We start from the raw sequence: 10,199 nt of genomic DNA on the forward strand, positions 1-10,199 counted from the left end.
GGTTTAAAGGGCTCTGTGTCCGATGTCTTTTCTATAAAACGTTTTGGGAGCCTGGATTTTTTCCAGGAAGGAATAAGCTTCGGTCACCGAACTCTTTAGATCGGCGCCTTGAGCTACGACTCCGAGAATTCTCCCCCCGGATGAAAAAACTTTTCCATCTTTTTTTAGAGTTCCCGCGTGAAAAAGATAAACGTTTTGACCGGATGTTTCCGGAAGGTTCAGTGGAATATTTTTTTCATAAGAATCGGGATATCCTTGCGCTGCGAGGACTACAACCGCCGCCGCGCCTTTTTTAACCGCCGCTTGAACGCCTTTTATTTTTCCCGTGGAGGCTGTATAAAGAAGTTCTAATAGATCTCCGTCGAGCATCGCGAGCACGCACTGCGTTTCGGGATCTCCGAATCTGCAGTTGAACTCGACGACTCTCGGTTCTCCGTCCGAAGAAATCATCAAACCCGCGTAAAGAAGTCCTCGATACGGATGACCTTTTTTACGGAACGTTTCAAACATACGATCAAAGATTCGTTCTTTCACTTTTTGTAATATAGCTTCCGTTACGACAGGAGCGGGACAATACGCTCCCATTCCTCCGGTATTCGGTCCCTGATCTCCGTCGAAAGCGCGTTTGTGATCCTGTGCCGCGGGTAAAAGAAAATACGAATCTCCGTCGGAAACCGCAAAGATAGAAGCTTCTTGTCCGTCCATGAATTCTTCGATGACGACTTGATTGCCGCTTGTTCCGAATTTCTTATCCTCGAAGATTTCTTTGAGAGCGTCTTTCGCCATTTCCTTCGTCGTCGCGACGGTGACTCCCTTTCCTGCGGCGAGTCCGTCGGCTTTGATCACGATCGGAACGGATTTGGATTCGATATAGTTTAAAGAAGATGAATATTCGGTAAACGTTTTGTATTCCGCCGTGGGAACGTTCGCTTCGACCATCAGGGATTTCGCGAAGTCCTTGGAGCCTTCCACCTGTGCACAGTAGGAATCGGGTCCGAATACGGGGATTTTGAGCTCCGCAGCCCAATCGGCAAATCCCGCTACGAGAGGGTCTTCGGGACCGACTACGACGAAGTCGAAGGGATTTCGTTTTAAAAAAGACTGAACCGATTCCTTGTTCAATACGTTCAACGAATCGGAAGGAAGAATTTCGTGATCGGGGAAACCGCCGTTTCCGGGGAATACCTTCAATTCGCTTAACAACGGAGATTTACGGAGATGAAACGCGATCGCGCTTTCTCTTCCTCCGGAACCGATGAGGAGAACTTTCAATTTAGCCTGCAAGATTTTGAATCCCCTTTTTCAGAACTTCCACTTTGTCGATAAAGGTTTTGAGTTTTTCCCTTTCTTTTTCGACCACGTCCGGAGCGGCCTTGGAAAGGAATCCAGGGTTGGCAAGTTTTGCTTCGAGTTTTTCCTTTTCGAGTTCGGATTTCTGAAGTTCCTTTTCCAAACGCGCTTTTTCTTTGGCGACGTCGATCAAACCTTCCAAAGGAAGAACGATTTCTCCTTTGGTGAAATGCGAAACCGAATCCGTTTTCTGGATTTCATATCCCGCATCGACTCGAATCGATTCAAGACGCGCGAGTTGTAAAAGTGAAACTTCGTTTTCGGCGATCGCCGAACGGGCGAGATCGTCCGAAGACTTTACGATCGCCTTGCACTTCTTATCCGGCGCAACTCCGTTTTCGGAGCGCATAACGCGGATTTTCGTGACCATCTCCTGAAGAAGATTGAGTTTTTGAACTCCGAGTGCGTCCGAAGAAATCGGATACGCTTCCGGAAAGGGAGTCGTGGTGATGTATTGATCGGAGAACACTGAATGAACTTCTTCCGTTAAGAATGGCATAAACGGATGCAAAAGTCCTAATGCACGAGTCAATACGTCCGCGAGAACCTGCTTCGCGACTTCCGCGGAGCGCGGAGAAACTTTTCCGTATGCTCTCGGTTTTACGAGTTCGATATACCAATCGCAGAAATCGCCCCAGATGAATTCGTAGATCGCAGCCGCCATTTCGTAAAAATGGAATTTAGAATGCGCTTTGTCGTATTCTTCAAGACAACGATTGAATCGGGAAAGAATCCACTGATCCATCGGTTCTAGATCCTTTTCGATTTCGGCGGTGATTCCGGTCGGCACGAATGATTCTTCCAGGTTCATCAGGATGAAACGGGATGAATTCCAGATCTTATTGCAGAAAGAACGATATCCGTCTAACCGCGATTCGTCGAAGAGGATATCCTTTCCCTCGGGAAGGGTAGCCGCGAGAAAGAATCGGAACGAATCCGTTCCGTATTTCTCCATCATCACGAGAGGATCGATTACGTTCCCCACCGACTTGGAGAATTTTTTGCCGTCCTTGTCCCGTACCAAACCGTGTATGAGTACTTTATGAAATGGTGGAGCTTGCATGAACTTCATTCCCATCATGATCATTCTGGAAACCCAGAAGAAGATGATGTCAAAGCCCGTAACAAGAACGGAAGTAGGATAGTATTTCTTTAAGTCTTCCGTTTGTTCCGGCCAACCCATCGTCGAGAACGGCCAAAGCTGGGAAGAGAACCAAGTGTCGAGTACGTCCGGATCTGGTTCCACTTCTTTGGAATTGCAGGAAGGGCAGGTCGTTACGGGAGTTTCCGAAACTTCCACGTGTTTGCAGGTTTTACAATGATACGCCGGGATTCTGTGTCCCCACCAAAGTTGTCTCGAAATGCACCAATCGCGAATGTTGTTCATCCATTCGAAAAAAGTTTTTTCCCACATCTTCGGAACGAACTCGACTTGTCCGGTTTGAACCGCCTGCACCGCCAAGTCCGCGAGAGGTTTGATCTTTACGAACCATTGCGTGGAAAGATACGGTTCGATCACGGCGCCGCCTCTCGAGTTGTGTCCGACTGCGTGAACGTGATCTTCAATTTTTTCGATAAGACCTTTCGCTTCGAGATCCGCGAGAACCTTTTTTCGCGCGTCGAAACGATCCAGACCTTCGTAAACTCCGGCGTTCGAGTTCATCGTTCCGTCCGGGTTCATCACGAGAAGAGGTTTGAGTCCGAGTCTTTGTCCCGCTTCGAAGTCGTTCGCGTCGTGAGCCGGAGTGATCTTAACGAGACCGGAACCGAATTCCTTATCCACGAAAGAATCGAAGAGCAACGGAATTTGTCTGTCGGTCAGAGGCAGATCTAAAACCGTATCCTTCAAGGACGCATAACGCGTGTCTTCGGGATTCGCACAAACGGCGACGTCTCCGAGCATCGTTTCGGGTCTTGTCGTAGCTACGACTAAGAACTGATCCTTCTTTCCGTGGATCGGATATTTGATATGATAGAGTTTTCCCTTGGTTTCACGAAACTCGACTTCGAGATCCGAGATCGCGGTTTGAGAAGCGGGGCACCAGTTGATGATTCTTTCTCCGCGATAAATCAAACCTTCGTCGTAGAGTGATTTAAAAACTTTGAATACTGCTTTGGAAAGACCTTCGTCGAACGTGAATCTTTCTCTCGACCAGTCGACGGATTCTCCTAAAAGTTTTTGTTGCTTGGTGATCATTCCTCCGGAATGAGCCTTCCATTCCCAAACCTTGTTTACGAATTCCTCTCTCGTAAAATCCGTTCTTTTCTTTCCTTCTTTTGCGAGTTCCCGTTCGACGACCATCTGCGTCGCGATTCCCGCGTGATCCATACCGGGAAGCCAAAGAGTGGACTTTCCTTTTTTACGTTCGATACGGATGAGAATATCTTGAATGGTATGATTGAGCGCGTGTCCGATGTGCAAAGATCCCGTAACGTTGGGAGGAGGGATGACTATCGAGAAAGATTCTTTCGAGTTCGGATTCGGTACAAAAGACTTCTTCTCTTCCCAGAGTGAAATCCATTTATTCTCTACTTCTTTCGGTTCGTAGCGATCGCCTATTTGCTTTTTCATGGCCGTTAAAAACAGGTTTTCCTGCTTTTTCCCGGGGTCAAGAGGATTCAAACTGATCCGTCTTGGAGAAGGGAAAAATTGACCTTGAGCCTACTTTTTAGGCGATCTTGTATTTTGTCGCAAAGCCGTTTTTTTAGAGGGAGAATTTCTTTTGGTAAGAATTCCACCCTTTCGATCCGTCGACTTCGGCTTATATTTTAACACGGACCGGATCGAACTGCGTATTTCCTTCCAAGGAAACGGATCCGCATCGCTTATCGTCAAACGGGCTTTTCCCCCGATCAAGGATGGAAATTTCTTTCTGAGTTCGGTCAAAGCCTGCGATTTGCAGAGATAGATCGACAGGGAATTCTTTTCGGAAACGAGCGAGATCCAATTGTCGTCGAGTCTGTATGTCGGCGTATGGTTTTGCATCGATTCGAAAATTTCGGGAAACGTTTCCACGATCCAGGAACGGATCGTGAGAATTCTTTCCCTGCGAATTTCAGGCTGATCGTCGATAAAACGAAGAATCTCCGAGGATATAATAAACGTAGGAACGGGTATAAATGAGAAGAGATACATATCGATTCGGTCAAAAATAAAATTCCAAAGAATGCTATTTCGCCTTTCCTCCTTTACGGTTTGCGGACTTGAGAGGATTCGATTTCGCGTTATTTTTATTCTGATTTTGTTTTTCAAATTGTAAGGAAAACTTTCGGAGATTCTCCGCTGCGGAACTCAATTCTTCTTTTGGAAACGGAAACTCGAAAGGGTCCTTGATTCCTAAAATGGAAGAGAAGAGATAGTGGGAATTTTTCGAGTCTTCGTAGATCGAATCGGGATCGATATTGTTGAACCCGAGCATATAGAACGCGAATTTTTCGTTCTGCACGTTTCCCATCGCGACGATGGCTTCCGCTAGGAATTCCGCGGGCATCGTCGTAGAAAACGAACCGTCCTTTTGTCCTTCCGCAATCAAGTCCTTGAGGAACGCGACGTCGCGTTTGAAGATTTCCTTTTCGAGTTTCGCTTTTAGAGTCTGATTTTCGGGTAAATAAATCGCTTTGAGAAAAAAGAAAACCATCTCCGGATTCTTGTTCACCCAATCGAAATGAAGTTCGTGAATAATTTTAAGTTTATCTAATGTGTTTTTCGGATTTCGGCCGTTGACATCCGAGAGCAATTGCGCGGTGAGTTCGTCGCTCATGAATTTGATCAATTCCATGAGGAGTTCTTCCTTGGAATTGAAATGATGATAAAAAGTTCCTTTGGCGATTCCGAGTTCGTCGATGATGTCGTGAACGGAGGTGCTGTCGTAGCCTTTCGTGAAGAAGAAGCCGCGCGCGCATTGTAGGATGTCGTCCCTGCGTTCCTTTCCCTTTTGTTTGTTTTGCGCGAACTTTTCCATGGATAAAAACCGACCGACGGTCGGTCTATTTTCTGGGAGTGGGAACGCGGCGGTCAACCAAAAATTTTAGGGAAGAATGGGGGAACTCCGGGAATTTGGACCGGGACTTCTCCGTTGGAGCAAGAAATGTGGGAACTCATACGATCTTCGAAAGGGAAATCGCGGAGTTAGTCGGGTTTTTTAGCAAAAATGTAGGAACTCCAACCTTCGAATGTTCTTAAGAAAGAGTTTCCCCATTCTCAACATCTTGGGCCGGAATCAAACTCAGCGACTTTACATAGAATGTAGGAACTCCTTCGTTTAAGAACGGAGAAACTCCTCAATTTCCCGGAGTAATAACGAATATCCTTCCCCGGAAACCCCGCTCCAAGCGGAGCGAAGCATTGCGATTTGGTTCGGGCGCTGCCCCTTTTCGCCTCCGAATCCGACCCGTCCCAATTCTCCCGCAAATGGAATTCCGTATTTTTCTTCGCAGAGTCGGGCCAGGGAAGAATGAACCGAGCTGATCGAATAACAACAAACCTTCTTTTCCAAAAACACCGCCTCGAAAAGCGACTGACCGAAATAACCGACAAAACCGGAAGAGCCGGCCAAAAGATTTTGAAACTGGAACTTGGAAACACGGGGAAGAAAACGGATCGAATCCGAATGCGAGGCCGTTCCTCCGACACGAATCACTGGGGGAGAATTTTGAGTCCCCGTGAAAGGGGGATTGCGGTCGTTTGAATCGGCACGGACCGCGGAAGGAGAATTGCGCAAATCCTCGAAAGCGGCCAAACGCAGGAGAAACAAATCCAATTCTTTCGTGAAAGCCGGATCCAAATTTCCCGCATAACAAAAAATATACGGATTTGCGGCGCATGCCGCACCGAATAAGGCCGGAGGAATCAGGATCTGATCCAAGGAAAAACGATCCGCGATCTCTGGATGAGGCAATAGATCGTAGTGTTTGTGTTTTCCCCGATCCGGACCGAAATGATCCAAAAGGAATACTTTTGTTTTTGAATATTCAGGAATTGGAATGTCTCTGGAGTCGACGATGAGTAGACCCACCGCGCCGTCCTTCGGAAGTTCCCGAAGCCAGACCGTCTCGTATGAGGCCGCGGACAAAAGGGAGAATAGGATTCTCGACCGTTCAAAATGACCGCTCCCGAATTCTTTCGGATCGCCCGCGAATACTCCGATTCGAATTTTTTTCGTTTCCACAGAGGATGACAAGGGGGGTTGAAACCGAATCTGTTCCACGTCCTTGTTTCCGGAAAAGATATCCGGGTTCTTTTCGTAAAGTTCCAAACATTCCCTTGCGCCGAACAGAGGATTCGTTTCGTTCAAAGAATCGAAGATGAGAGCCGTCGTTTCAAAATCCTTCGGTTCGTCGATCGTAAGACGAAACATCGGAAGAAGTTCTTTTTCCGATTCGGTCAAAAGGGAGGAAAGTTTTGAAATTCGGAATCGATCCGGATTCTCCTTAATATGAAGACTCACGTGTTCCCGATGTCTTTCTTCCAAAACGTCAGGCGTCCATTCGAGAGCCTTTCGGGAAAAGATTTCTCCGCCCATTCCCAGAGGAAGGCCGGCGACGTATGAGAGATCCGTATTCGAAAATTGGAATGTTTGCAGAAGCTGATCCAAGTGAAGCGTATCGTAAAACGGATTGTCTCCGGTTAAACGAAGGATATGATCCGCTTGATAACGTTCGGCCGCGGAGATATAACGTTGACGAACGTCGTATAAATCTCCGGTAAAAAAACGGTAATTCCTCGATTGCAGGAACGAACGCAATTCTTCATCCCCGTCGGGGATCAAATATACGATTTGTTCTTCGGGTAGAACCGCCGAAATCCTTTCCTGAATCCGATCAAGGAGGGTCTTTTCCGTTCCGGGAGGAAATTCTTTGAGAACCTTTCCGGGAAGTCTTGTCGAACCGGTTCGAGCTTGGATGAACGCGTAGATCTTATGCGTTGAACGTATACCACTCATCGCAACTCAAACAGGGCGCGCCCGTGGTTTCGTGGTTTCCGTTCAGCGAGTTTGCGAACGAAGGCAGGCCCTTTTGCCAGATCTGCATTAGATTTTCTTTATGTAGATTTCCGAGTTCCTTTGCGGGGATCTGTTTGCATACGGAAACGGTTCCCTGAGAGTTCACGTAAAGATCGCGGTTGAGATGCCAGCAGAATTCCCGTTGGATCGGAGTCAGATCGGTGACCCTTTTTTCGGGCATCAATCCCGCATAACGATTGTATTTCTGAAGTACGACTCCGTAACCCCGTTTTTCGGTTTCATCCACCCAGATTTCCACTTCTTCTTCCGCTTCCTGAATTTTTAAGAACTGAAGATAGATCCGGTTTTTGGGAAATACGGATTCGAGTTTGTCGAGATTGGAAAGAACTTTGTTTAAGGACTTTTTGCCGTAAAGACGTTCGTATTTATCCGCGTTTTTGGTCGTAAGATTGACGATCCAAGTGATTTTTTCCTTTTGTTCGGGAGCAAGAGTATTCAAAAAGTTGAATGTGTTTTCGAAATCCGTATAAAGCGCGGTTTCGACGATCAGTTCCTGCAACAGATGCGACGAAGCACCGAGAACCGCCTCGATCAATTTCGGAAACTCCGGATGCAAAAGTGGTTCTCCGAGTCCGCCGAAACAAACGCTGTATTCGTTGGAAAAAGATTCTTCCTGTTGTTTTACGAGATTCTCCAGAAAAGAGGGAGAAAGGAACGTTCCGTCCTGATCGTTCGACCCGAATTGTCTCGGACAAAAAGTACAGCTCAGTTCGCAGCCTCGATAGACTTCTAGTTCCAGATACGAAGGGCCGGTTCTGAAAACTTCGGGATGTTCCTGAATCCAAGGTTGGATTTCGGAATAACTCCATTCTTCCTTCTCTTTTAAAAAACCGCGGACTAAGTTGAGAGAGCGTCTGTTTTTTAAGGAGAAGTCGAGGCGGTATTGTCTGAGGTCCGGAGCGTGATAAAAAATCTCCACATCATAGTGATTGATGTTTTTGCCGAGATATTCCTGGGCCGTCGTCTTGGTCGCATCGGGGATTCCGTTCGTAAATTCTCTGGACACGATGGTCGGCACGATTCCCGCCGGAAGATTTTCGCTGTAAGAATACTGAGAAAGATAACGGTCGTGTCTTTCGTAGATTTCCCGGCTCAGGTTGGTGTCCAAACAGGGAAACAATCCCGTAAAATAAAAAAACGAAGCGTCGTCCCAGTCGGGATCTCCGGTTCTGGAATCGGGAAGGGCGGACGCGATTTTTTTTAGGAATACAATCTCGGAAGATTCTTCCAAAATTTGAATATTCAAAGAATTGAATTTAGATTTCGTTTCAGGGAAGGGCCATGAATTGAAAAAAACGGCGGAGTTCGGAAGCACCGAGGCCAATTTATCGAGCGAAAGACGGAGCAGATTCTCCCTTTCGTCCGCGGAAAGGGATCGGAGCAGATCGAACGTTTCCGGATTGAAAAATACGGCTGAATGGGAAATCGGAAATTTCATGGCTCGGATTTAGTATCGGTCGAAGTTCGAAAAATCGTAATACGCAAAATCAATCCAGGTGGAAAGTCTCTTCGCGGAGAGGAATCTTATTTTCCTTTCTGTATGCGTCGTCGAAGATTTGGATCGGAAGTTCCGCTCTCGTTTCTTTCAGCCATTTGTGAAAGGTGTCTTCTTCCTTATCGCGATACAGAATGTTTTGAATTCCGCCGCGCAGGTTTTCCATCGGAGTCGGTCTTTTCCCTTCGATTTTCAAAACGCAGTATCGTTTTCTTTCGTCGCGGAACACTTCGGAAACTCCTCCGTTGGGAAGAGGGGCCGCGATCGAAGCGGTGACCTTGCTGTATTTGTAAAGATCAAAGGAAGAAATCCATTCGACCAAACCTCTTCTCGCGCGAAGAGTCGGATCGTTTCTCGGAGATCCCGCAATCAACGCGAAAGAGGAAGGATCGGAGATGACGGACTTTCTGATTTCGGAAACTTCTTTATAAAGTCTGTTTTCTTCTTGGACCGAGTCGTTGTCGGGTGCGACCGAAATGATTCTGTAGCGGATTTCAAAGCCGACCTTGTCTTTGTTTTGATTGTACCAGTTTCTGATTTCGCTTTCGCTCGGAGGAGGAACGGCGACTTTTAACTGGAGAAGTTGTCCTTTTTTGATTTGATACGGAAGCTCCGTAACCCAGAGTTCGAAAGGCATTCCGGAAGAACTTTCCATCGCCTTTTCGAATTGTTTGCGGTTCGCCACTCCCATCACTTCCATTCGTTTTTCGATTTCGGATTCGACTCTTTGTTCGTTTACCTGAACGGATTCTTCTTCCGCGATCACGTCCACGATGGCTCGGTCGATGAGAAAATCGATGACTCTGGTTCTAAGAGATTTGCGGTAGTCTTCGTGTTTTAAGTGTTTTTGAAGGCGATTGTATTTTTCCGTCGCGTCGTCGAGATCCAACTCGGAGATCGAAACGGTTCCCACGGTGGCGATGACTCGGTTCAGAGATTCCGCGGGTTGGACCGGTTTTTGCAGAAACAGGAATCCAAACATCCCTGCAAAGAAGAAAGTTTTTGCGTATGTTTGTCGTTTCATAACGGCTCCAAGGGTAAGAATGCCTTTGATCTGTAAGATCCCCGGCAAGATCCCTTGGTTCAACCGTTTTTCTTTGATTTTAATTGGTTCGGAACTTTCCTACCAATTGCCCTAAGTTTTCGGCTTGTCCGTGCATGTTTCCGGAGAATGAGGTGAGATCGTCCGCACCCGCAGCGATTTCCTGAGTTCCGTCGGAGATGCTCACGATCGTTTTCGTGATCTCGTCGGTTGCCCGCTTTTGTTCGAGGACTGCTTCTTCGATCTGCAAGCTGAATGTCATGAGTTCGTTCGCGCTCTGCGAGATTTC

General features: G+C 47.0%; 7 protein-coding genes and 1 pseudogene. All 8 read right to left on the reverse strand.

The features are described 5' to 3' along the window. Nucleotides 1-3 precede the first annotated feature (3 nt). A complete protein-coding gene (gene purD / locus DLM76_RS08660) occupies nt 4-1,284 on the reverse strand; it encodes a phosphoribosylamine--glycine ligase (protein WP_118964929.1) in 1,281 nt (426 codons plus the stop codon). Then, nucleotides 1,274-3,922, reverse strand: coding sequence for a valine--tRNA ligase (locus tag DLM76_RS08665; RefSeq protein ID WP_118957855.1), 2,649 nt, complete (start codon nt 3,920-3,922; stop codon nt 1,274-1,276). The genes purD and DLM76_RS08665 overlap by 11 nt, the downstream gene beginning before the upstream one ends. 90 nt (nt 3,923-4,012) lie before the next feature. Next, nucleotides 4,013-4,486 (reverse strand): DUF1801 domain-containing protein, encoded by a 474-nt coding sequence (locus DLM76_RS08670; RefSeq protein WP_118964930.1) that lies wholly within the window; start codon nt 4,484-4,486, stop codon nt 4,013-4,015. A gap of 34 nt (nt 4,487-4,520) precedes the next feature. Then, nucleotides 4,521-5,312, reverse strand: coding sequence for a TetR/AcrR family transcriptional regulator (locus tag DLM76_RS08675; RefSeq protein WP_118964931.1), 792 nt, complete (start codon nt 5,310-5,312; stop codon nt 4,521-4,523). A gap of 300 nt (nt 5,313-5,612) precedes the next feature. Then, the gene (locus DLM76_RS08680) at nt 5,613-7,292 is read right to left on the reverse strand and encodes a cytidylyltransferase domain-containing protein (protein ID WP_118964932.1); all 1,680 of its coding nucleotides are present in this window, start codon (nt 7,290-7,292) and stop codon (nt 5,613-5,615) included. Continuing rightward, a complete protein-coding gene (locus tag DLM76_RS08685) occupies nt 7,267-8,811 on the reverse strand; it encodes a spiro-SPASM protein (RefSeq protein WP_118964933.1) in 1,545 nt (514 codons plus the stop codon). Before DLM76_RS08685 ends, DLM76_RS08680 begins: the two co-directional genes overlap by 26 nt. Before the next feature lie 49 nt (nt 8,812-8,860). Continuing rightward, on the reverse strand, nt 8,861-9,892 hold the full coding sequence (locus DLM76_RS08690) for a putative peptidyl-prolyl cis-trans isomerase (protein ID WP_118964968.1): 1,032 nt from the start codon (nt 9,890-9,892) through the stop codon (nt 8,861-8,863). Nucleotides 9,893-9,971: 79 nt separating this feature from the next. Next, a pseudogene (locus tag DLM76_RS08695) lies at nt 9,972-10,199 on the reverse strand (methyl-accepting chemotaxis protein); the annotation flags it as partial.

This window comes from Leptospira yasudae, assembly GCF_003545925.1.
Classification (GTDB): Bacteria; Spirochaetota; Leptospiria; order Leptospirales; family Leptospiraceae; genus Leptospira; species Leptospira yasudae.